The organism is Natronorubrum texcoconense, from assembly GCF_900100335.1.
Lineage (GTDB): Archaea > Halobacteriota > Halobacteria > Halobacteriales > Natrialbaceae > Natronorubrum > Natronorubrum texcoconense.
The window spans coordinates 129,558-149,481 of the sequence record NZ_FNFE01000004.1 but is presented as its reverse complement, the minus strand read 5'-3'; the positions used below and the strand labels follow the sequence as shown (position 1 = coordinate 149,481).

General features: G+C 64.5%; 22 protein-coding genes and 1 pseudogene. 11 read left to right on the top strand and 12 right to left on the bottom strand.

Features of this window, described 5'->3' with window-relative positions:
• Positions 1–26 precede the first annotated feature (26 nt).
• The 6 genes from BLT08_RS13475 to thpR all read right to left on the bottom strand — a co-directional run bounded on the left by BLT08_RS13475 (position 27) and on the right by thpR (position 3,487).
• On the bottom strand, positions 27–458 hold the full coding sequence (locus tag BLT08_RS13475; protein WP_090308221.1) for a hypothetical protein: 432 nt from the start codon (positions 456–458) through the stop codon (positions 27–29).
• A 110-nt stretch (positions 459–568) separates the two neighbouring features.
• Positions 569–1,234: a translation initiation factor IF-6 gene (locus BLT08_RS13470; protein ID WP_090308216.1), complete on the bottom strand. Its 666-nt coding sequence runs from the start codon at positions 1,232–1,234 to the stop codon at positions 569–571.
• Between the two features lie 2 nt (positions 1,235–1,236).
• On the bottom strand, positions 1,237–1,515 hold the full coding sequence (locus tag BLT08_RS13465; protein ID WP_090308212.1) for a 50S ribosomal protein L31e: 279 nt from the start codon (positions 1,513–1,515) through the stop codon (positions 1,237–1,239).
• A 2-nt stretch (positions 1,516–1,517) separates the two neighbouring features.
• Positions 1,518–1,670 (bottom strand): 50S ribosomal protein L39e, encoded by a 153-nt coding sequence (locus BLT08_RS13460; RefSeq protein WP_006092547.1) that lies wholly within the window; start codon positions 1,668–1,670, stop codon positions 1,518–1,520.
• Between the two features lie 78 nt (positions 1,671–1,748).
• Positions 1,749–2,654: a hypothetical protein gene (locus BLT08_RS13455; RefSeq protein WP_090308207.1), complete on the bottom strand. Its 906-nt coding sequence runs from the start codon at positions 2,652–2,654 to the stop codon at positions 1,749–1,751.
• 275 nt (positions 2,655–2,929) lie between these two features.
• The gene (gene thpR / locus BLT08_RS13450) at positions 2,930–3,487 is read right to left on the bottom strand and encodes an RNA 2',3'-cyclic phosphodiesterase (RefSeq protein ID WP_090308203.1); all 558 of its coding nucleotides are present in this window, start codon (positions 3,485–3,487) and stop codon (positions 2,930–2,932) included.
• A 129-nt stretch (positions 3,488–3,616) separates the two neighbouring features.
• Here thpR and BLT08_RS13445 point away from each other — a divergent pair, with 129 nt between their 5' ends.
• The 3 genes from BLT08_RS13445 (at position 3,617) to BLT08_RS13435 (ending at position 6,533) form a co-directional block, all read left to right on the top strand.
• A complete protein-coding gene (locus BLT08_RS13445) occupies positions 3,617–5,266 on the top strand; it encodes a hydroxysqualene dehydroxylase (protein ID WP_090308200.1) in 1,650 nt (549 codons plus the stop codon).
• Positions 5,267–5,348: 82 nt separating this feature from the next.
• On the top strand, positions 5,349–6,239 hold the full coding sequence (locus tag BLT08_RS13440; RefSeq protein ID WP_090308197.1) for a tetratricopeptide repeat protein: 891 nt from the start codon (positions 5,349–5,351) through the stop codon (positions 6,237–6,239).
• Positions 6,240–6,242: 3 nt separating this feature from the next.
• Positions 6,243–6,533 (top strand): DUF424 domain-containing protein, encoded by a 291-nt coding sequence (locus BLT08_RS13435; RefSeq protein ID WP_090308193.1) that lies wholly within the window; start codon positions 6,243–6,245, stop codon positions 6,531–6,533.
• Positions 6,534–6,555: 22 nt separating this feature from the next.
• Here the strand turns inward: BLT08_RS13435 and BLT08_RS13430 are convergent, their stop codons facing one another.
• Both BLT08_RS13430 and BLT08_RS13425 read right to left on the bottom strand, forming a co-directional pair.
• Positions 6,556–7,431: an ABC transporter permease gene (locus BLT08_RS13430; protein WP_090308189.1), complete on the bottom strand. Its 876-nt coding sequence runs from the start codon at positions 7,429–7,431 to the stop codon at positions 6,556–6,558.
• Positions 7,428–8,408 (bottom strand): ABC transporter ATP-binding protein, encoded by a 981-nt coding sequence (locus BLT08_RS13425; RefSeq protein ID WP_090308186.1) that lies wholly within the window; start codon positions 8,406–8,408, stop codon positions 7,428–7,430. The genes BLT08_RS13430 and BLT08_RS13425 overlap by 4 nt, the downstream gene beginning before the upstream one ends.
• A gap of 487 nt (positions 8,409–8,895) precedes the next feature.
• Here BLT08_RS13425 and BLT08_RS13420 point away from each other — a divergent pair, with 487 nt between their 5' ends.
• From BLT08_RS13420 to BLT08_RS13385, 8 genes and pseudogenes are all read left to right on the top strand, one after another.
• Positions 8,896–10,140 carry an aminotransferase class V-fold PLP-dependent enzyme gene (locus tag BLT08_RS13420; protein ID WP_090308183.1) on the top strand — a complete coding sequence of 415 codons (1,245 nt, stop codon included), beginning with the start codon at positions 8,896–8,898 and terminating at the stop codon, positions 10,138–10,140.
• 172 nt (positions 10,141–10,312) lie between these two features.
• Complete coding sequence (locus BLT08_RS13415) at positions 10,313–10,735, top strand: hypothetical protein (protein ID WP_090308178.1); 423 nt, start codon at positions 10,313–10,315, stop codon at positions 10,733–10,735.
• Between the two features lie 203 nt (positions 10,736–10,938).
• Positions 10,939–12,273, top strand: a pseudogene (locus BLT08_RS13410) (RNA-guided endonuclease InsQ/TnpB family protein).
• A 156-nt stretch (positions 12,274–12,429) separates the two neighbouring features.
• Positions 12,430–12,804, top strand: a complete 375-nt coding sequence (gene arsN2 / locus BLT08_RS13405) for an arsenic resistance N-acetyltransferase ArsN2 (protein ID WP_245724219.1) — start codon at positions 12,430–12,432, stop codon at positions 12,802–12,804.
• 141 nt (positions 12,805–12,945) lie between these two features.
• Positions 12,946–13,584, top strand: a complete 639-nt coding sequence (locus BLT08_RS13400) for an HD domain-containing protein (RefSeq protein WP_090308174.1) — start codon at positions 12,946–12,948, stop codon at positions 13,582–13,584.
• A gap of 159 nt (positions 13,585–13,743) precedes the next feature.
• On the top strand, positions 13,744–13,992 hold the full coding sequence (locus tag BLT08_RS13395) for a DUF8015 family protein (protein WP_090308169.1): 249 nt from the start codon (positions 13,744–13,746) through the stop codon (positions 13,990–13,992).
• 193 nt (positions 13,993–14,185) lie between these two features.
• Positions 14,186–14,605, top strand: a complete 420-nt coding sequence (gene sufU, locus BLT08_RS13390) for a Fe-S cluster assembly sulfur transfer protein SufU (protein WP_090308166.1) — start codon at positions 14,186–14,188, stop codon at positions 14,603–14,605.
• A 242-nt stretch (positions 14,606–14,847) separates the two neighbouring features.
• A complete protein-coding gene (locus BLT08_RS13385; RefSeq protein ID WP_090308162.1) occupies positions 14,848–15,123 on the top strand; it encodes a DdfA family disk-determining factor in 276 nt (91 codons plus the stop codon).
• A gap of 32 nt (positions 15,124–15,155) precedes the next feature.
• Here the strand turns inward: BLT08_RS13385 and radA are convergent, their stop codons facing one another.
• The 4 genes from radA to htpX form a co-directional block, all read right to left on the bottom strand.
• Positions 15,156–16,187 (bottom strand): DNA repair and recombination protein RadA, encoded by a 1,032-nt coding sequence (gene radA / locus BLT08_RS13380; RefSeq protein ID WP_090308159.1) that lies wholly within the window; start codon positions 16,185–16,187, stop codon positions 15,156–15,158.
• A 185-nt stretch (positions 16,188–16,372) separates the two neighbouring features.
• Positions 16,373–17,566, bottom strand: coding sequence for an outer membrane protein assembly factor BamB family protein (locus BLT08_RS13375; protein WP_090308155.1), 1,194 nt, complete (start codon positions 17,564–17,566; stop codon positions 16,373–16,375).
• Positions 17,567–17,854: 288 nt separating this feature from the next.
• Entirely contained in the window at positions 17,855–18,460 is a 606-nt protein-coding gene (gene pspAB, locus BLT08_RS13370) for a PspA-associated protein PspAB (RefSeq protein ID WP_090308152.1), read from the bottom strand.
• Positions 18,461–18,567: 107 nt separating this feature from the next.
• Entirely contained in the window at positions 18,568–19,455 is an 888-nt protein-coding gene (htpX, locus tag BLT08_RS13365) for a zinc metalloprotease HtpX (protein ID WP_090308149.1), read from the bottom strand.
• Positions 19,456–19,924: the final 469 nt, after the last annotated feature.

Genomic DNA, 19,924 nt, shown 5'->3' with positions numbered 1-19,924 from the left:
ACTCGAGCCGCGAACGCATCGAACCGTCAGGGACGAATTTCCGTCGAGAGGCGTCTCGTTGCGTATCCCACGACGGCACCGATTACGCCCAGCGGGACCGTCACCGCGAGCGAGAGCGCGACCGCCGCGACCAGCCGTTCGGTCGTATCCAGCGTGTAGTCCCCCATCAGGAACAAGAACAACAGCCCGCAGCAGAACGCAAATACCAGGAGCCACCCGATGGCTACCCCCTGACCGCGATAGGCGGGGTATCCGGTCGCGACGAGCGCACCGAGCACGAGTGGAGCGACGGCCAGGACCACCCAAACGGTCTGTGACCCGCTCGAGAACACCACGTCCACCGCGATCGGCCATCCGAAACCGAGCAGAAACAGGGCTGGTGTGAGTGCCAGCACCAAGAGCGACTCCGAGACGTCGGAGCCGACGAGAAATCGCTGGGCTAACTGACGACGAGTCATCGTGCAGCGATCTTCGCTTCGCAGATTATAGTGTTAGCGATTTAAAATGTAGTGGCGGTCGTCTCGAGTGAACGACCGCGAAGAGTGAAAACGCAGTCCGTACGAGAACGCTACTCCAGATAGCCCAGCGCGTCCTCGATTCGGCCGAGTTCGGGTCCGGTCGTATCCTGTCCGACGACGTAGCCGGACTCGTTTGCGAGCAGCCCCGATCCGAGCAGCGGCGCGCCGTAGTTGACGGTACCGACGTCGGCCCGGACGTCGAGGACTTCCTCGAGCGTGTCCAGTTCCTCGTCGGTCGATTTCGGGTGACAGAGCACCCCTTTGTTCGTCGTGACCGCGGCGGTCCCGACGGTGCGAACGCCCGCGAGGTCGCCGCGTTCGACGGGCACCTCGAGGGTGTCTTTGACGATCTGGACCGTCTCCCGCGGGAGGTCGGGGTGGACGTACGCGCCGTAGTCGTTTGCCAGCACGACGTTCCCTGCGGCGTTGATGTTCCCCGGCAGTTCCGCGACGGGGAGATCGACCTCCTCCTCGAGCCGTTCGCGTTCGTACTCGAGGATGCGCGAACTGACGAGGAGTCCGTTCTCGTTACCCATCGCTAACGCGCCGACCGTCGAGGAGCCGCCGACGGTCGTCGGGACCGCGGGCACCTCGAGTTCGTCGGTCAGGTCGGCGATGACGTCGTCGTCGACGTCAGGGCGAACGAGCACGCACGAGTCGGTCGCCCGGGCGAAGACCCCGACGTACGCCGACCCGACGAAGGCGAGTCGTTGCAAATTTACTCGGCGACCTCGGCCTCGACGACGGCCTCACCCTCTTCGTCGAAGCGAGCCGCGCGGACGCGGAGCTTTCGCGGCGGGTTGGAACGACCGTTCGACCAGATTTCCTCGTTGATCGAGGGGTCCAGTCGGATGGCGTCCTCGTCGACCGCGAAGTGTTTCGCGAGGTGTTCGCGAACGAGTCGCATCGCGTAGTCGGCGGCCTCGTGGTTCGCGCCCTTCTTGACGTCGCGCAGCGGAACGGTAACGACGCGTTCCTCGAAATCACTTGCACTCATCGTTACTCGTCAGTGTCGTTGCGCCGCCAGTTGCGTCGCTTCGGGTTGCGCTGGACTTCCATGTCGGTCTTCATCATGACCCAGGCCGGAACGCGGCTGTTCTGGTTCTCGAGTTTGGCAAGACGCTTCTTCTTGCCCTTCGTTTTCTTACCCATAGTAGCCACAGGTAGCCTACGCTGGCATAAAATCTTGTCCATCTTGGAGACGAGTGCTCAGCGGGGCGTTCGGCCCGGTTATCGGTCGATACTGGTCTCGAGATAGCGCGTGACGGCCTCGAGCGTCGCCTCGCTGAGTTCGGTCGTGTACGTCCAGTTCTCGACGCCCTCGAGACCGTCGTGGCGGTGGAACTCCTCGTGGTCGTGACAGCCCGTGCCGTGGAATCGAGTGCCGCCGCCGACGTCGTCCGGCCCCGCGTAGGCGGTCGCCATCGGGGAGACTCGCATCGTCTCGTCGTCGACCCGCACCGCGGTGCCGAGATCGTGATCGCAACTCGAGTTGGCGACCGCCTCGACGGCGTCGGTATCCAGAAACGTGTGCAAGACCTCGTGGATCGCCATGTTTCGCGTGACCGCCCGCGAGTCCCAGAGCTCCGTTGCGCCGAGGTTCGCGACGGTCTGGGAGTCGCCGGTGTCGGTGGGCTGGCCCGTCACGTTGCCCGTCCAAGCGTTCGGAGAGAGCGTCCCACCGTAGCCGACACGATGATTGAGCGGGGCCCAAGACAGCAGGGCGTGACAGGTCGATCCCGTCAGCACGTCGCGCTCGTCGAGTCGCGTGCGAAAGCCCTCGAGTACCGTCTCGAGCGAGGGGACGACCGCCTCGGACGGCCGTGACATCGTCGGAAGCGGCAGCCGAACGAGGTCGCCGCGCTCGACGACCGCCTCGAGCCCCTCGAGTCGCGAGCGCTCGTTGGCGTACGTGAGCACCTGCTCGAACGCGTCCTCGATGGCCGAGAGCGCGTCCTGGAACGGCGGCGGCCAGTCGTCTCGAACGCCGTCGAAGCCGTAGCGGGTCCAGGCCCACAGCGGCACCGGCCGGGGGTAGACGCGGACGTGTAGCGGCGCGTCGTCGTCGCTGGCGAATCCGGCCGTCGGATCGCCACGGACGCTCGAGACGGCGGCCGCCCCGCCGAGCGAGACCAGCAGCTCTCGTCTCGAGACGAGTCGGCCGTCCGCGCTCGCGGCGAGTCGCGCGGACGAGGGGGGCGACGGAGTCAGGGCCGATCACCGGCGGAGGGAGCCACCATCGTCTACGGATCGCTACACCGGTCGGTGCTATGAGCGAGGGTCTTGCATTGTTCAGCCGGATCGGAGTACGAACGGCCTAGGCGGCGTAAGTCGTCGATACGCGACACGTTCGAGGGGACTCGAGCCCGTCGAGTCGGACGGCCGGTGCTATTCAAGCCGGGCTACCGGTGCTACGCGAGCGGGAACGACTCGACCGTCGAGTACACCGGCCCCGCGTCGGTGAGCGTGCTCTCGGTCAGCCGGATCTCGTCGACCGTCATCTCGCCGACCGTCGGATCGCGCTCCCGAACCAGTTCCTGGACGCGGTCCTTCCCACCCGCGTGTTCCATCCGCGCGAGCGTGACGTGGGGCGTGAACTCGTGGGACTCCGGCTCGAACCCCATCGCGGTCGTTCGCTCCTCGATGGCCTCGTGGAGTCGGGTTAGTTCCGCACCACCGCGTTCGACGCCGAGCCAGACGACGCTGATGTAGTCGAGACTCGGGAAGACCCCCAGTCCGCCGAATCGGGCGGTAAAGGGGTCGACGTCGGCGTCGTCGACGGCGTCCTCGAGTTCCCCTCGAAGCGACGGGAGTCGATCCTCGTCGACCTCGCCGAGGAACTTCATCGTGAGGTGGGCCTGCTCGGGATCCGTGAGATTCAGGCCGCTCGCGTCGGCGAACTCGGCCTGCAGCTCGGCGACCGATTCCGCGAGGTCGTCGGACAGGTCGACGCTGACGAAGAGTCGCATGCTCACGGGAGCGTTCGACCGTCCAAGTATTGAAGCTTGGCCGAGTCACGACGGCGCTCGAGACCGTCTCGTCGCCGACTGACGTTGTTAGGGACGCGGACTATTTCCGTGGGAACCGTACGAGGAGCAATGACAGCAATCGCCGTCGTCGGTGGCGGAATCGGGGGACTCACGACGGCCCACGAACTCGCCGAGCGCGGGTTCGACGTAACCGTCCTCGAGGCGAACGACCGATTCGGCGGGAAGGCTCGATCGATGCCGATCGCGGACGGCCCGGCGCCGCTCCACGGCGAGCACGGCTTCCGGTTCTTCCCGGCGTTCTACCGCCACGTCGTCGACACGATGGAGCGAATCCCTGACGGTAACGGGACCGTCGCTGGCAACCTCGTCGGAACCGAAGCCACGCTCATCGCGGGGGTCGACGAGGCGGACCGGATCGCGTCCACCAGCGCTCCCGACTCGCTTCGCGAGTGGCTCGAGGCGCTTCGCCCGGCGTTCGTCGAGGATCTCCCCGCCGACGACGTTCGGTTCCTGCTCGAGCGACTGCTGTACCTGCTGACCGCCTGCGACGATCGACGCGAGGGCGAACTCGACGACGTCTCCTGGTGGACGTTCATCGACGCCGAGAACCGGTCCCAGGAGTTTCGCGACCGACTCGCGTACGCGACGCAGTCGCTGGTGGCGCTCCGCCCGGAGGTCGGCAGCGCCCGGACGATCGGGACCATCTACCTTCAGCTCCTGTTCGGACAGCTCGACGCGAGCCGGCCGACCGAGCGCATCCTGAACGCGCCGACGAACGTGGCCTGGATCGATCCGTGGGTTCGGTACCTCGAGACGCTCGGCGTCGACCTGCAGCGAAACGCGCCGGCGCGCGGCCTCGAGTTCGACGGGCGGCGAATCACCGGCGTCGCGATGGCCGATGGTTGGACAGTTACGGCCGACGAGTACGTCCTGGCCGTTCCGGTCGACGTCGCACCGAACTTCGTCACGCCGGAACTGCGCCGGGCTGCGCCGGAACTCGGCCGAATCGAGCGACTCGAGACGGCCTGGATGAACGGCATCCAGTTCTATCTGAGCGAGGACGTCGAGCTGACGAGGGGGCACCAGGTGTACGCCGACTCCCCGTGGGCGCTGACGTCGATCTCCCAGCGGCAGTTCTGGACGAACTACGATCTCGAAAATCGGGGCCCCGACGCGGTCGAGGGCGTCCTCTCGGTGATCGCTTCCGACTGGGAGACGCCGGGGATCGTCCACGAGAAACCGGCCAGAGCGTGTACGCGCGAGGAGATCGCCGAGGAGATCTGGGCGCAGCTGAAAGCGCACCTGAACGCGTCCGACGATCACCTGACCGGCCCCGGGACGCGACTCACGGACGAGATGCTGGTCGACTGGTTCCTCGATCCGGCGATCGTCGAGACGGACGACGGCGTCGCGAACCGCTCCCCGCTGTTGATCAACACCGTCGGCTCGCTCCGGAACCGGCCGCCGGCGGACACGGCCGTTCGAAATCTCACGCTGGCCGGCGACTACGTGCGAACGAACGCCGATCTCGCCTCGATGGAGTCGGCCGACGAGGCCGGCCGACGCGCAGCGGGTGCGATTCTCGATCGGGCCCGGTATCGCGGCTCGAGACCGCAGCGCTGGGAACTCGAGGAGCCGGCGGTGTTCGAGCCGTTCAAACGCCAGGACCGAGTTCGATACCGACTCGGTCTGCCCCACCCCGCAGCGGCGACGCAGTCGATCCGGACGGCGACCAGGCGCCTCGGCAAGCGGCTCTGAGCGGGCGTCTCGACCGACGCCGACGAGACGGTCGGTAGCCGTGTCGCAGCCCTTAACAGTCGTCGCCGCCACAGCTACGGCAATGACTGACCGAGAGGGCGACGACGATCGAGATCACCGCTTCTCCGAGGGAGAGGGGTTCAGCGACGCCTACGACGAGTTCGATCTGGACCCGCCGGAGCTGGGCGTCGACCCCTCGAAGGTCGACCCCGTCGACTCGCGGGTCGTCACCGACACGCTCGACAAACACAACATCGGCAGCGACGACGTCGACGCGGACGAACTGCTCGACGTCGGGCTGAACTACATGCAGATCAACCGCTACGAGCAGGCGACCGACGCCTTCGAGCGGGCCGCCCAGTTCGCCGACGACGACCGCACGACCCAGGAGGCCTGGGTCAACAAGGGCGTCGCCCACGCCGAACTCGAGGAGTACGACGAGGCGATCGGTTCCCACCAAGAGGCGCTCCGGATCGACGGAGAGAGCGAGCACGCCGCGACCGCCGAGACGAACCTCGCCTACGCGCTCTGGGAGTTCGGCGAGACGGCACAGGCCTTAGAGCACGCCGAGCGCGCCGTCGAAGTCGACGAGCGCTTCGCCGAGGGCTGGTTCAATCGCGCCTTCTTCCTCTCGGAGCGCGGCCTGGCCGAGGAGGCCTTACACTGCATCGACAACGCGATCCGACTGGGCCTACGCAACGCGAAGGTGCTCGAGGAAAAGGCCGAGATCCTCGAGGATCTGGGCGAGTACGACGAGGCCGAGGAGATCGCCGAGGAGGCCAACGAGATGCTCGAGCGAGCCGAACAGGAGATGGTGGACGAACGCAGGGAAACCCAGGGCCACACCCCCGAATCGGCGGGCGTCCCCGACGGACGACCGGGAGAGCAGGGTCGGCGAGACGGGACCGGGACCGACATCACCGACCCCGGCCGCGCGTCCGAGCGAGACGACGAGGAGTGGCGGCTCGAGTAACGCATGATCGTCAACGAACGACAGACGCCGGAGGGGCTGTTGGTGGCGGTCTGCGACGAGGACGTCCTCGGCGAGACGTTCGAGACCGACGAGATCTCGCTGACCGTCACGGAGGAGTTCTACGGCGGCGACGGGGCCGACGAGGGAGCCGTCGTCGACAGCCTCGCTCGAGCGGACGTCGCCAACATCGTCGGTCGAGAGGCCGTCGAACTCGCTGTCGAGAAGGGCTTTATCGACGAGGCGAACGTCCTCGAGGTTGGTTCGACGCTGCACGCGCAGTTACTGCGAATGTAGGTATGGAGGCTCCCAACGGGACCTACAGATCCGTCTTCTGGAACCGATAGTAGCCGATCGCGACGGGCACGACCAGCCAGCACAACAGGACGACGAGGCCGAACCAGTCCTGTAGGTAGAACGGCGCGTCACCTGCGTACCGTTCGGCGGGCGTCATTCCGGCGGCCTCGAAGTCCTCGAGCCCGTACTGGAACATGAACGGGAAGACTTCGCCCTCGACGACGTTGCCGACCAGCGTGGTGTAGGTGGTGATCGGATTGAACTGATCGACGAACAGGTACCACGCCTCGGCCTCGACGGGCGGCCCTTCGCCGTAGACGAGGTAGTACGGGCCGGCCGTGACGAGTTCCCAGAGCGCGAGGACGAGCATGTAGAGCCCGACGACGATCGCCATCGACTTCCCCCGCGTGGAGACGCCGGCGGAGACGCCGACGGCCAGTCCGGCGAACGAAACGCCGAACAGGATCGAGATGGCACCGAACGCGAGCCAGTCGACGAACGGAACCGAGCCGAACAGCACCGCGCCTAAGACCAGCGCGACGACGAACGCGAGGAAGACGGCCGTCGCGACGACCGCCATCCGACCGAGCAGTTTCCCGAACACGATATCGGTCCGGTTGGGCGGCAAGCCGAGCAGGAGTTTGATGCTGCCTGACCGACGCTCCCCGACGACGGCCATGTAGCCGACGATGAGCGCGGCGATCGGGATGATCGTCTGCAACGGGAGCGCGATGAAGCCGAGCACTTCGGCCGCCGTGACGTCGTCGGCCGTATACCAGATCGCGACGTAGCCGATAGTGACGAGGCCGACGAGGAGGGCGATCAGCGCCCAGAGCAGTTTCGAGCGGCCGGCGTCTTCGAACTCCTTTCGCGCGACGGTGGTGATGTGTTGGGTCATTCGGCCACCTCCGGCGTCGCGGCCGCAGGGCTCTCCGTTTCGTCAGTACTCCGTCCTCCGGGGTCGTCACCGCCGTTCGTCAGCGTCGTGAACAGCGACTCGAGCGAGACGTCCTCGATCCGGACGTCCCGAACCGTCGTCCCAGCGTCGTCGAGCGCGATCACGGCGCCGGCTTTCGCCGCCGGATCGGCGATCGAACACTCGAGCGTGCGGCCCGAGACGGTGACGTCGGCGATTCCGTCGACGGCGCCGACGGCGTCGCGGAACGCGTCGGCAGAATCAGCGAGTGTCAGCTCCATCGTCCCGCCGCCGCCGATCGACTCGCGGAGCCCCTCGATGGTGTCGACGGCGACGAGTTCGCCCTCGTTCAACACGCCGATCCGGTCGCAGACGGCTTCGACGTGTTCCAGAATATGGCTCGAGAAGAAGACGGTCGTCCCCGTCTCGGCTTCCGAACGGACGAGCTCTTGCATCTCGCGGATACCGTGGGGGTCGAGCCCGCTCGAGGGTTCGTCCATGATGAGCAGGTCGGGATCGCCGACCAGCGCCATCCCGGTCGCGAGCCGCTGGCGCATTCCCTTCGAGTAGTCGCCGGCGGGACGCGCGGCGTCGTCGGCCGAAAGTCCCACGCGCTCGAGGACCGCGTCGGGATCGTCGGCGGCGTCTTTGGTCTCGATCGCGAACTCGATGTGTCGACGTCCCGTGAGGCGAGGGTAGATGTCGAACCCCTCCGGGAGGACCCCAACGCGGGGACTGATCGCGTCGGCTTCGTCCTGGGCGTCGTAGCCGAGCACCGTCGCCGACCCCGCGCTCGGACGGGTGAAATCGAGCAGCATGTTGATCGTCGTCGACTTGCCCGCGCCGTTCGGCCCTAAAAATCCGAACACCTCGCCCTCCTCGATCGTGAGATCGAGGTCGTCGACGGCGGTGAGGTCACCGTACTGCTTCGTCAGTCCGACCGTTTCGATCGCAGCCATTTTGTTGGAGAACACACAGGAGGAGTATTTAATTACGGGGGCACGATTTCAGGGGAAGAACACGCGACGATCCGTTGGGAGTGCGGCGCTCCCGAACAGGTCACTACGGCCGTCTCTCACGTACCAACATGGTTTGGAAACACTGATATGTCGGTCGCCAGGGGACAGTGTGACTGGCGGGGCACCGATACTGGACCACCTGACCAACCAGCCCACGTTCCCTGCCGAGGCACCCACCCACCAACCGTCCGCCCTGTTCCCCTTCTTGCAGTCCCGTCGCTCCCTCCATTTGTCGACTCCGTAAGCACTCGTCTCTCCCCTGATCGACCGGTAAACTCGTCGAATTCGAGCGCTCCAGATCCGAAGTGAGCGGGTTGCGTGCGAACAGTCCAGATCCGGCGAGACGGATTCGTACGGACCCGGTTCGACCGATACGAGTGCCGTCGGACCGAAGGAGTGTTTTGTCTGGGGTTCCTGCTAGCAGCCAATGAGTCAGCAGAATCTCGAGGCGCTCGACGTCGAGTCCATCCGCGAGGAGTTCCCCATCCTCGAGCGGGAGTTCGACGGCCAGCAGGTCGTCTACCTCGACAACGCGGCGACGACCCAGACCCCAGACGCGGTCGTCGACGCGATGAGCGACTACTACCGAGAGTCCAACGCCAACGTCCACCGGGGGATCCACCACCTCAGCCAGGAGGCCTCGATCCTCTATGAGGAGGCCCACGACCGCGTCGCGGAGTTCATCAACGCCGACGGCCGCGAGGAGATCATCTTCACCAAGAACACGACCGAGAGCGAGAACCTGCTCGCCTACTCGTGGGGGCTGAACGAACTCGAGCCCGGCGACCGGGTCGTCCTCACGGAGATGGAACACCACGCCTCGCTGGTCACCTGGCAACAGATCGCCCACCAGACCGGCGCCGACGTCGAGTACATCCGCGTCGACGACACCGGCCGGCTGGACATGGATCACGCCCGCGAACTGATCGACGACGACGCGGCCATCGTCTCCGCCGTCCACGTCTCGAACACGCTGGGCACGGTCAACCCCGTCTCCGAACTCACCGATCTCGCCCACGAGCACGGGGCCCTCTCCTTTATCGACGGCGCACAGGCGGTGCCGAACCGTCCCGTCGACGTCGAGGAGATCGACGCCGACTTCTACGCCTTCTCGGGCCACAAGATGGCTGGTCCCACCGGTATCGGCGTCCTCTACGGCAAGCAGGAGTTGCTCGAGGAGCTCCAGCCCTACCTCTACGGCGGCGGCATGATCCGGAAGGTCACCTTCGAGGACTCGACCTGGGGCGACCTCCCCTGGAAGTTCGAACCCGGCACGCCGCCGATCGCCGAAGCTGTCGGCCTCCACGCGGCGATCGACTGGCTCGAGGACATTGGGATGGACCGCATTCGAGCCCACGAGGAGGAGCTCGCCGCCTACGCCTACGACCGACTCGAGGCCGAGGGCGACGTCGAGATCTACGGTCCCGAGGGCGGCCCCGACCGCGGCGGGCTGGTCAGCTTCAACATCGACGGCGTCCACGCCCACGACCTCGCCTCGATCATGAACGACCACACGGTCGCGGTTCGCGCCGGCGATCACTGTACCCAGCCGCTACACGACAAGCTCGGTGTGGCGGCGTCGACTCGAGCGTCGTTCTACGTCTACAATACGCGGGAGGAGGTCGACAAGATGGTTGCGGCGTTAGACGATGCGCGGCAGCTCTTTAGCTGACGTGCGAGGGACGTCTCGCCGAGCAACGCAAGGCTCGAAGCGGCTTCGCCGCTTCGTAGATGCGCGGCAGCTGTTCGCATAGGCGAACGCCTGCGAACACACGCAGCGGTGAGCGGAGTCGTACCGTATTTCCATACGCATCGTTATATGGCAGCGAGACTAATAGTCGGTAATGGAGAACGTGTCTCTCGGCGACATCTATCGCGGCTCGAACGAGCAAGCGAGGGCGATACAGAGTCTGCTGTACGCCATCGCACTGACACCACTGTTGCTACTGCCGTCGTCCGCTCGAGAGATCGTCTCGAGCGAAGCGATAGCGGTCGCCGTCGGTATCGGCGTGCTCTCCGGCGTTGCGGTAACGCTCCTGCTAGAGGGCGCCCAGATCGGGTCGAACCGTAGCGACGGGACCATGACGATCGTCGCCCTCGCGAGCATCGCCGTCGGTACGGCCCTCATGTGGGTGGTGTTCCCGAGAGAACACCTCCCGACGTTCACGCAATTCTGCGTCGTCTTTATGTGGAGCATTGCAGTTACCTCCGTGGCTCGGCACATCGTCCGGCCGGCAGTAGTCGGGTCAGCGAACGCTCGAGAGTGATCACGACCCTCCCTCAATCACGAACGGTCCGACGTGACTCCGCCGAAGGTATCTCTCAACAGCGAGATAATCCCGTCTTGAGGCCGAAGGCCGGGCGTGAATCGCGTACGCTCCGTTCCGCAACCTCCGTCGATGGCCGGCCGGATATTCACTTTCACCGTGCACGGCCAACCTATAAGTCAACTCAGTGACATAGACTATGTATGGCGAAAAGGACCGTCACCCGGACCCATGTTGCGTCCATACGCAACCAGCAACAGGTCCGCGACGGTCTCGATTCGCTCGGGTTCGCGGCCTCAAAACTCTGGAATGTTGCCCGGTGGACCATCGGGCGCATTTGGGACGAAACGGGGACAATTCCCGGCGAAGGCGCGCTCAAGTCGTACCTTAAAAACCACGAACGCTACGCTGACCTCAACGCACAGTCAAGTCAGGCAGTTCTCGAAGAATTGTCTGAGGCGTTCAAGAGTTGGTACGGCCACCGCCGAAACGGGAACAAGAACGCGAATCCGCCCGGCTTCTTCTCACGGGCGCGTAGCGCCCGTTCGAATGGTCCGTGAGACCGACGGTCTCACGCTAACCGAAAACACGGCGACGACCACCCACGTTCGACCGTCACATTCAAAGAAGACGGCTTCAAGCACGACCCGAAGAACGGACGTATCCGTCTCTCGAAAGGGCGGAACCTCAAAGCGCATTGGTCGGACTTTCTTCTGTGCGAATATGAAACCCGACCGGACGCCGAAATCGAGAACGTCCAACTGGTTCGTGCGGTCTACGAACACGGAGAGTGGCGGTTGCATATCGTCTGCCGGCATGAGGTCGAATTCCGTTCATCGGGCGACCGAACCGCCGGTATCGACCTCGGGATATGCAACTTCGCTACCGTCTCGTATGGAGACGAAGCTACGTTGTATCCCGGTGGCGCGCTCAAGGAGGATATCTACTACTTCGCCAAAGAACGGGCGAAGTGCGACGATTCAGCCTCTTGGGAAGCGCGCCGGCTCGACCGGAAACAGACCGAGCGCCGAACCCACTTCTTGCATACGCTCTCGAAGCGCATCGTTTCGGCGTGCAAGCAACGTAGCGTCGGGACCATCGTGATTGGCGACCTTGGCGGTATCCGCGACGACGAGAACGGAGACGCCCGCAACTGGGGCGACCACGGCAACCTCGACCTTCACGGGTGGGCGTTCGACCGCTTCACGTCGATGCTCGAATACAAGGCTGAGGACGAAGGTATCGAGGTCGTTCGGAAGTCCGAGCGTGATACCTCGAAAACGTGTTCGTCGTGTGGGACGAAAGACGGGAACCAGCGTATCGAACGCGGGTTGTACGTCTGTGACGACTGTGGAACGGTCGCCAACGCCGACGTTAACGGAGCCGAGAATATCCGACGAAAGGTACTCCCGAATCTCGCCACAGACGGTGGCCGGGATAGGGATAACGGCTGGATGGCACAGCCAGCGGTTCACTTGTTCGACCGTAGCGAGGGCAGTTTCGCCCCGCGAGAACAAGGGTCGAACCGCGAACCCTAATATCCCAACGCGGTACGGGAAACCTCGGCGTTCACGCCGGGGAGGATGTCATTAGTTTCGGTACGTCGTGGCGACGGGTATGAGCGGTGCGACACTCACCCTCCGTCGGGCCGACGAGAACGCTCGTACGTCGAAACCCTGCTGGACGCGAACGAGTTGCCCACGTCGGACGTTCGGACCACGCCCGCCCGGTTCTACGTCGGCTACGCCGGAGACGAACGGGTCGGTGTCGGAGGCCTCGAGTCCGACGGAACCGACGGACTTCTCCGATCCGTCGTCGTCGAACAGTCGGCCCGCGGGAGCGGCTTCGGAACGGCGCTCTGTGACGCGTTGGAACGCCGGGCTCGAGCCGACGGCGTCGAGACGCTGTACCTGCTCACGACGACCGCTACCGACTTCTTTGCGAATCGCGGCTACGCGGAACTCGAGCGGGCCGACGCGCCGGCCGCGATCCGAGAGACGACCCAGTTCGACGACCTCTGTTCTGCGTCGGCGACGTGTATGCGAAAACACCTCTCGGACCAGTGCTGACGGGACCGGCCGAAGACGTGCAGTCCCGGTCGACGAGTCGCTGAAGTGGGTCACGTTCGCTACGAGACCGGCGACCGAATACGGCCGCGCAACCGCTCGAGATCTGTACGTTTATCCCCGCCTCGTCGAAACACGACCGGCATGCTCGAGACAGTCCGAACCCGCGCCCGCCCGTACTTCGAGGACGCCCCGCCGGCCCACGACTGGCACCACGTCCAGCGGGTCGAGACGCTCGCGGAGACGCTGATCGACCGCCATCCGGAGTCGGCGTCGATCGACGACCGCATCGTGGGTCTCGCCGTTCTCCTCCACGATATCGGGCGGGAACGGGAAGATCGGGGCGAGATCGACGACCACGCGACCTGGGGGGCCGCGGAAGCGGGTCGAATCCTCGAGGACGTCGGTGCGGACGCGGCGACGATCGAGCGCGTCCAGCACTGCGTTCGCGCGCACCGATACTCGAACGCGATCGAACCCGAGACGCTCGAGGCACGGATCGTCAGCGACGCGGACAACCTCGACGCCCTCGGCGCGCTCGGGATCGCTCGCGTCTTCGCCTACGGCGGCGAGGTCGGCTCGCCGATTTACGATCCCGCGGTGCCGGTCGCCGACGACGAAACGCCCGACGGCAGGGCTCAGTACAACCACCTCCACAAGAAGATTCTCGACCTCCCTGAGCGCATGTACACCACCGCCGGCAGCCGCATCGCCGACGAACGCGCGGCGTTCGTCCGCGAGTACGTCGCGCAGTTCGACGCGGAAGTCGCCGGCGAGCGGTGAGTAGAGGGCAAGATGGTGAGCAGGGAGCGATACGCGTGAGCCGCGGGCGATCGAGAAGTATCTGGCTCGAGACTCCCATCTGCCTCCCCGTATAAATAACAAACCCGCGAAGAATTTTTTTGGCCCGCAATCGTACTGGCCGGTGCCGAGGTGAGAACGATGTACGAGAAAACGATCGGCCGTCCCAAACGGGACCCGTTCGAGACCCTGATCGGCGTTCTCGCCGCGGCCGACCGGTACGATATCCTGCTGCTGGTCGTTCCGGTTGCGTTCGCGGTTGCACTGGTCGCGGCGAGCGTCTCGAGCGTCTCGCTCGTTCAGGCGATGGCCGTCGCTGCAGTCGTCGGCGCGGCCGTCGTCGTCGATGCCTGCTACTGGAACCCGCCGATCGATCAGGGCTCGTCGTAACCACTGAAAACTACTGTACACCCGATCGCATGCGATCGGTGTGTAAATCGGTTCAGTCGTGACTATCGGCGCATCGACCAGCAACCGTTTTCACGTCGGTCGCGTACACACAGGCCGTCTCGCGACCGAAATACCGACGTCGTGCGGAGCCCCGGAACCCTTTTACAACTCTCGCGTCTATCCGTACACACCAATGGGACTGGGCTCCGATATGTACAGACAGCAGATCCTCGACCACTACAAGAACCCTCGTAACTACGGGGAGATCGAGGATCCGACGTTCACGCACATCGGCGAGAACCCGATGTGCGGCGACGAGATTCGCATGGACGTCGTCCTCGAGGACGACGAGGAGACGATCGAACAGGTCGCGTTCTCGGGCGACGGCTGTGCGATCAGTCAGGCCTCCGCGAGCATGCTCTCGACGAAACTTCCGGGGACGACGATCGAGGAGTTACTCGAGATGGACCGCGACGACGTGATTGATATGCTCGGCGTCGACATCTCGCCGATGCGGATCAAGTGTGCCGTACTAGCAGAAAAGGTTGCACAGGACGGCGCGGAGATCTACCAGGGCGAACTCGACGTCGAGAAAACGACGACCGAGGACTGAGTCCGGGGTCCCAAGAGTCGGGGTTCGGCCGAATAATTCGAGTGCGGCATTCGTCCAGTTCTCACGTGATAGCGTCGCATCTTCGTCTCGCCCGTTCGACCTGATTCGCCTCGCAACGACGAGAGCCAGTGACCGATAACTGATGGCCTCCAGAAGCGTCCGTGGCCTGTCAGTATTTCGAATTCTCCAGCAAAGCACCGATCACAGATAGCTATTTACTATATCGTGGCGTACGGATTTCGATGATTGTCCACACACTGTCCGAAGACCGACCCGCACCCCCCTCCGTTACCGAAACGATCGTCGACGCCGTGAGCGAGGCCGAGGACTGTGATCCACTGACGCTGCCGCCGCTGTGGAACGTGATCGACCCGGAAGCGTTGGACGCGTTGTTCGAACCGACACGCGGAGGAGAGCCGCGTACGGGTCGCGTAAGCTTCGTTTACGTGGGATACGAGATCACTGTCGACAGTACTGCCGAAGCGGCAGTGGCGGTCTCGGTAGAACCAGTCGCGTAAAAACTACGCCGTCGACGCCGAAGGGACGTCGCTTACTCCGGCTTCAGCCCGTCGCCCTGGACGCGCATGACACTTTCGCCGTCGGCGAGGTTCGGCGCGTCGACCAGTTTGACGATCCGCTTGTCGCCTTTCGACTTGCGAAGGTAGATCCGGAACGTGGACTTGTGGCCGAGGATGTTGCCACCGATCGGCTGGGTCGGGTCGCCGAAGAACGAGTCGGGGTTCGAGGCGACCTGGTTCGTGACGATCACGGCGGCGTTGTAGAGGTTTCCGACCTTATCGAGGTCGTGGAGGTGCTTGTTGAGCTTCTGCTGTCGGTCCGCGAGCTGGCCACGGCCGACGTACTCCGCGCGGAAGTGGGCGGTCAGGGAGTCGACCGCGAGCAGGCGGACGGGGTACTCCGAGTCCTCGTGCTCGCTGGCCAGCTCCTTGGCCTTCTCGGCCAGCAGCATCTGGTGGTTGGAGTTGAACGCCTTCGCGACGTGGATCTTGTCGAGGATGTCGTCGATGAGTTCGTCGACAGCGTCTTTGTCGTCGGCCGAGCCCTCGATCTCTCGATCCTCGAGCGCCGCGTTGATGGCCTCGTCCGGAAGCCCGCGAACCATGTCGTCGATCCGCTCGGGTCGGAACGTGTCCTCGCTGTCCACGAAGATACAGGAGCCGTGGAGCCCGCCGACCTCCTTGGGGAGCTGGACGTTGACGGCCATCTGGTGAGTGACCTGCGATTTCCCGGAGCCGAACTCGCCGTAGACTTCGGTGATCGACTGGGTCTCGATGCCGCCACCGAGCAGGTCGTCGACCTCGTCGATGTGCCAGCTCAATTTGCCGATTTCGTTCCGTCGTTCCAGGACCGTAGTCCCGGTCTCGAAGCCACCGATGTCGGCTGCGTCACGCGCGGCGCGAACGATGTCCGCGGCCGTGGACTCGCCGACGTCGGCCGTGTTCGAGAGTTCGGAGGGTGAGGCGACGGCGAGACTCTGGAAGGATTCGAATCCAGATTCGTTGAGCTTCTCTGCAGTTGCCGGTCCAACGCCGGGGAGCGTCTCGAGATCTGCTGTTGGCATACTCCGTGCTTGTGCCGGACACCTCATAAACCCTCGTTAACAGGAGAGTGAAAGTGAAAGTGCCGGGCGGCGTCGGGATGAAAAGGCATCACGACACCAGATTTATCCGAAAAGGCGAATCGAACGAGACCGAGACACGCGAGGAGACTGTCGAGTGATCCGAACGATCGAGCCTCCAGTGACGATCACGGTCGCCGTTCGTCGGGATCCCACTCGAGGCAGTAGAGCCGATCGCCGCCGCCGACGAACAGCCGGTTCTCGGCGAGTGCGGGCGTCGCCGTGATCGGTCCCTCGAGACCGAAGTGCCAGCAGAGGTCGCAGTCGTCGGAGAGATCGATGCCGTACAGCGAGCCGGTGGAGTCGCCGACGCAGCAGATGTCGCCGGCGACGACGGGACTCGAGGCGACCTCGCCGTCGAGTGCAACCCCCTTCTTCGCGAACAGCCAGCCGCGGAGTTTGCGCCGGCCGAACGTCGTATCGGTGACGTGGAGGTAGCCGTCCGACGCGCCGACGAACGTCGTATCGAGCTCGGGGAGGACCGTCGGCGTGGAGGTAAACGACTCCTGAATCTGGTAGGTGAACCACGACTGGCCGCTGTCGGCGTGCAACGCGACGAGCGTGCCGCTCCCGTCGGCGACGTACACCCGCTCGTCGACGACCGTCGGTCCGTCGACGATGACGCCGTCGGTCGGGGCATCCCAGAGCTCCTCGCCCGTCTCGGCCTCGAGCGCGAGCACCGTCTCGTCGTCAGTCCCGACGTAGACGCGATCCTGGTCGTGAGGTTGTGCGTCGTCGTCCGCCATTTGTGCGTCCTCGAGCGACAACAGATCCAGGTCGGCTTCGTCGACCGACTGCTGACCCCAACCCTGCCCACCGGTCCGGTCCCGCGCGCTGTCGACCGCCGGCGCGCCGACGACCGCCGCGTCCGTCTCGTGGCTCCAGACGAGTTCGCCAGTTTCGGCCTCGAGCGCCGAGACGCCCGTGCCGTGTCCGGCGTACAGGACGCCGTCAGCAAGCGCCAGCGAGGACTCGGTCACGTCCGGCAGTTCCGACGTCCAGATCTGCTCACCGGTCGCGGGGTCGAGCGCGTAGACGACGTCGCCGGCACCGAGATACAGCAACTCGTGGGTGACGACCGGTGCCGCGTCGGTCGCACCGGTCGTCTCGAACCGCCAGCGTTCGCGGCCGTGCTCGCGCTCGAGCGCGTAACAGTTCCCGTGACTCGTCCCGACGAAGACGGTGTCGCGGTCGAGGACCGGCGATCCGACGGGGCCGACGAGGTCGGCCGTCCAGCCCTCCGTCACGCGAGTCGGTCCCTCGAGGTCGCGTCGAACCCCCGCGTGTCGCGGGTCTCCCTTGAACTGGTTCCAGTGGCTCACTGGCAGGGCCTACCCAGCGGGCCGACATAATGGATGCGACACCGATCGACGAGCGCCCGGTCCGGTCGACTGTCGGTCGTCGCGGTGAGCGAGCTGCGGCTGGGCGGTCGTGAAAGGGCGGCAGGAAAAGGTGGCAACAACTGGTGTATGGCGCAGTTGGTGATGATGTGGCGGTAGGTTCCTGCCGTACTTCGACGTACGAACGGGACCATAATATCGGTGGTGCCAACAGTATTTGGTACCGGGGTGCCACCGACTCGCTCAGAAACGCGAACACCCCCGTTCGACTCACTCCCAGGGATGCGTACCGCTCGAACTCGGCCACAGCGGGTACCAGTACTCCTTTTCGCGTTCGATCTCGAGTTCGCCGTCCAGGCTCGCCTCGAGTTTGAACTCCGCACTCGAGTCGCGCTCCCGGCCGGAGCGAGGCGCGAAGGGGTAGAACGCACCGCGGCGGAAGGAGTAGATCCAGTAGGCCGTTCCGCCGAGGTTCTCGTAGGCGAACACCGCCGCCAGCAGCCGCGAGCCGTAGCCGTGTTCGATAAACGTGTCCGCGGCGAAGTGCATGCTCGTGATCAGGTCCTCGGGGTTCGAGTCCTCGAGGACGACCCAGTGGTAGCCGTGGTCGTCGCTAGTGACCGCGAAGTCGGTGCCGGTGTCCTCGCGGCCGGCCTCCAAGATCGCTTCGACCTCGTCGACGGCGTCGCGAAAGCTACTCGAGTCGACGCCGGAGAAACAAAGCGCACCGACGTCGAGCGAGTCGTAGCCGAGGTCGGCCTCCATCGTGAGGTAGGCGGTGCTCATCCCGAAGAGGTCGTCGGGGTCGGCGTCGCGTCTGGCGTCCGTCTCGGCGCGCAGGCCGAGTACGGCGCGGAGTCCGTCCAGCAGTCCCATATCTCGTGTGATACGGTCAGCTGTAAGTCATTTCCGGAGCGACCGCGACCCGTACAGCGGTCGCTCCGGTACACAGTTACAGCGGATCGTATGAGGTTGGCGTACCCTCAGAAGGATTGCATCTCCCGCTCGAGGTTCCGGAGCTGTTCGATCCGGTTCTCCGTCGGCGGGTGCGTGCTGAACAGTCGGCCGACGATGCCGGACTTGATGGGGATGATGAAGAAGGCGTTCATCTCGGCCTCCTCGCGCATGTCGTTTTTGGGAACGTTGTCCATCTCGCCGGAGATCTTCATGAGCGCGGAGGCCAGCGCGGAGGGGTTACCCGTGATCGCGGCCGCGCCGCGGTCGGCCGAGTACTCGCGGTAGCGCGAGAGCGCCCGAATGAGGATGTAGCTGATGATCCAGACGAGCAACGAGACGAGGATGGCGACCATGATGCCGCCGCCCTTGCCGCCGCGACTCTGCCCGCCGCCGAAGAAGGCTCCCCAGCGAACGACCATGAACGCGATCGTCGCGAGTAGCGAGGCGAACGTCATCACCATCATATCCCTGTTCTTGACGTGGGCGAGTTCGTGGGCGATGACGCCGTCGAGTTCGTCCTGATCGAGCGTCCGCATAAGCCCCGTCGTCACCGCGACGGCGGCGTTCTTCTGGTTGCGTCCCGTCGCGAAGGCGTTGGGTACGTTCGAGTCCATCACCGCGACCTTCGGTTTGGGGAGGTCGGCCTGTTGGGAGAGGCGTTCGACGGAGCCGTGGAGTTGCGGGTACTCCTCGGCCGAAACCGTCTTCGCGCCCATGCTCCGGAGGGTGAGGGTGTCGCTGTAGTAGTACTGGACCAGCGACATGCCGCCGAACAGCATCGCGAAGACGAGCAGGTTCGCACCGCCCGTAATGTATGCGGTCATCACGCCCGCGAAGACGATGTACAGCGCGAAGAGCAGAAACATCGTCAGGAACATCCGAAACCGTAACCCCCAATCCGCCTGCCAGTTCATACTGTCACTGAAGGGGTCCGATACAATAAGTGCCGTGACGATTCGGTCGCTCGAGGACCGGAATCCGCCCTCGAGAGACCGGATCTCCCGGAGAAGTGATGTTTTTCGTGACCGTTGGGCGAACCCCCTCGTTTCGCATGGAGACCCCGTGACGTGGTCACGTCTGACGGGACCGGAGAGCCGATCGTCTGACGAGCGTCTGACGCGTTCGTTGGCAGAGACGAAACGGGGCTTGGTCCGGTCCGACCGGATAGTGAATCAGGGTTCTCGAGCGTATCGAACCGGGAACGACACCCAGGTAGCGGTACTCGCCGCTCGACGAGAGGAGCAGGGCGCGCGACCGGCGACCCCCTCGTTTCGTGTAGAGCTCTCAACCTGTGAGAACCGGTGAACCAGCGAATCCGGCTTCCGGCGTCGACATGTCGCTTCGCGAATTATAGACGATCGTCAGTTCCACAACAATTGTACG

Excerpts from the sequence above, each read along its gene's own strand:
- BLT08_RS13420 (WP_090308183.1), top strand. The coding sequence starts at position 8,896 with ATGAGTCAGCAGAATCTCGAGGCGCTCGACGTCGAGTCCATCCGCGAG.
- BLT08_RS13465 (WP_090308212.1), bottom strand. The coding sequence starts at position 1,515 with ATGAGTGCAAGTGATTTCGAGGAACGCGTCGTTACCGTTCCGCTGCGC.
- sufU (WP_090308166.1), top strand. The coding sequence starts at position 14,186 with ATGGGACTGGGCTCCGATATGTACAGACAGCAGATCCTCGACCACTAC.
- thpR (WP_090308203.1), bottom strand. The coding sequence starts at position 3,487 with ATGCGACTCTTCGTCAGCGTCGACCTGTCCGACGACCTCGCGGAATCG.
- BLT08_RS13415 (WP_090308178.1), top strand. The coding sequence starts at position 10,313 with ATGGAGAACGTGTCTCTCGGCGACATCTATCGCGGCTCGAACGAGCAA.
- BLT08_RS13400 (WP_090308174.1), top strand. The coding sequence starts at position 12,946 with ATGCTCGAGACAGTCCGAACCCGCGCCCGCCCGTACTTCGAGGACGCC.
- BLT08_RS13425 (WP_090308186.1), bottom strand. The coding sequence starts at position 8,408 with ATGGCTGCGATCGAAACGGTCGGACTGACGAAGCAGTACGGTGACCTC.
- htpX (WP_090308149.1), bottom strand. The coding sequence starts at position 19,455 with ATGAACTGGCAGGCGGATTGGGGGTTACGGTTTCGGATGTTCCTGACG.
- BLT08_RS13435 (WP_090308193.1), top strand. The coding sequence starts at position 6,243 with ATGATCGTCAACGAACGACAGACGCCGGAGGGGCTGTTGGTGGCGGTC.
- BLT08_RS13430 (WP_090308189.1), bottom strand. The coding sequence starts at position 7,431 with ATGACCCAACACATCACCACCGTCGCGCGAAAGGAGTTCGAAGACGCC.
- BLT08_RS13445 (WP_090308200.1), top strand. The coding sequence starts at position 3,617 with ATGACAGCAATCGCCGTCGTCGGTGGCGGAATCGGGGGACTCACGACG.
- BLT08_RS13395 (WP_090308169.1), top strand. The coding sequence starts at position 13,744 with ATGTACGAGAAAACGATCGGCCGTCCCAAACGGGACCCGTTCGAGACC.
- BLT08_RS13460 (WP_006092547.1), bottom strand. The coding sequence starts at position 1,670 with ATGGGTAAGAAAACGAAGGGCAAGAAGAAGCGTCTTGCCAAACTCGAG.
- BLT08_RS13475 (WP_090308221.1), bottom strand. The coding sequence starts at position 458 with ATGACTCGTCGTCAGTTAGCCCAGCGATTTCTCGTCGGCTCCGACGTC.
- radA (WP_090308159.1), bottom strand. The coding sequence starts at position 16,187 with ATGCCAACAGCAGATCTCGAGACGCTCCCCGGCGTTGGACCGGCAACT.
- BLT08_RS13385 (WP_090308162.1), top strand. The coding sequence starts at position 14,848 with ATGATTGTCCACACACTGTCCGAAGACCGACCCGCACCCCCCTCCGTT.
- BLT08_RS13440 (WP_090308197.1), top strand. The coding sequence starts at position 5,349 with ATGACTGACCGAGAGGGCGACGACGATCGAGATCACCGCTTCTCCGAG.
- pspAB (WP_090308152.1), bottom strand. The coding sequence starts at position 18,460 with ATGGGACTGCTGGACGGACTCCGCGCCGTACTCGGCCTGCGCGCCGAG.